Source organism: Bacillus cereus group sp. BfR-BA-01430 (assembly GCF_022663115.1).
In the GTDB taxonomy this organism is placed as follows: Bacteria; Bacillota; Bacilli; order Bacillales; family Bacillaceae_G; genus Bacillus_A; species Bacillus_A cereus_BD.
The window spans coordinates 1-576 of the sequence record NZ_JAKUEW010000062.1 but is presented as its reverse complement, the minus strand read 5'-3'; the positions used below and the strand labels follow the sequence as shown (position 1 = coordinate 576).

Sequence of the window (576 nt, the reverse complement as noted above, 5' to 3'; positions counted from 1 at the left end):
TTTCACGCGTGAGGTTCTGGCAGTGAAATTCACAGCATGGTCGAAGTGGTTTCCTCAACTCTCCTCACCTCACCCCTTATCCCTAAACGCAACACGTTTGCGTTTATCTTTACCTAGACAACTTCAAGAACTCTCTTAAACCGTCTATCTCTTGCTAACTTGTTCAAATCTCCGTTATGAAGTGTAAGACTCATTTCTTCTCCTCCTTATCTTTCCTTAACAACAAACAAGACGCTACATAGTTTAGAGTAGCGTCTACAATACTTAAAATTGATCTGAACGTTTTATGTCTAGTTTACTTACTTGTAATTTAATGGAGTTGTCTGCTGTCTGTTCAATTGTAGATTGAGCAATTGATTTTATATCGAAAGATACTTCAGACGTTTCAGATTGACCTTTAAATTTATGCATCACCTTTTCCAGCTTCTCTAATGCATCTGCACATTCATTAGCTGCTTCAGTTACTTCCTTAATTCCCTCTAATGCTTTTGTTGTATCTACACTAACTTGTATTGTTAGTTCACTATTCTTATTTTGATTTACTTGCTTTTCTACTGGGCTATATGGTTTCTCTAT

At 36.5% G+C, this 576-nt stretch carries 1 protein-coding gene; it reads right to left on the bottom strand.

Annotated features, from left to right (window positions below):
- Window positions 1-264 precede the first annotated feature (264 nt).
- Window positions 265-576, bottom strand: a complete 312-nt coding sequence (locus MR058_RS22925) for a hypothetical protein (protein WP_049759299.1) — start codon at window positions 574-576, stop codon at window positions 265-267.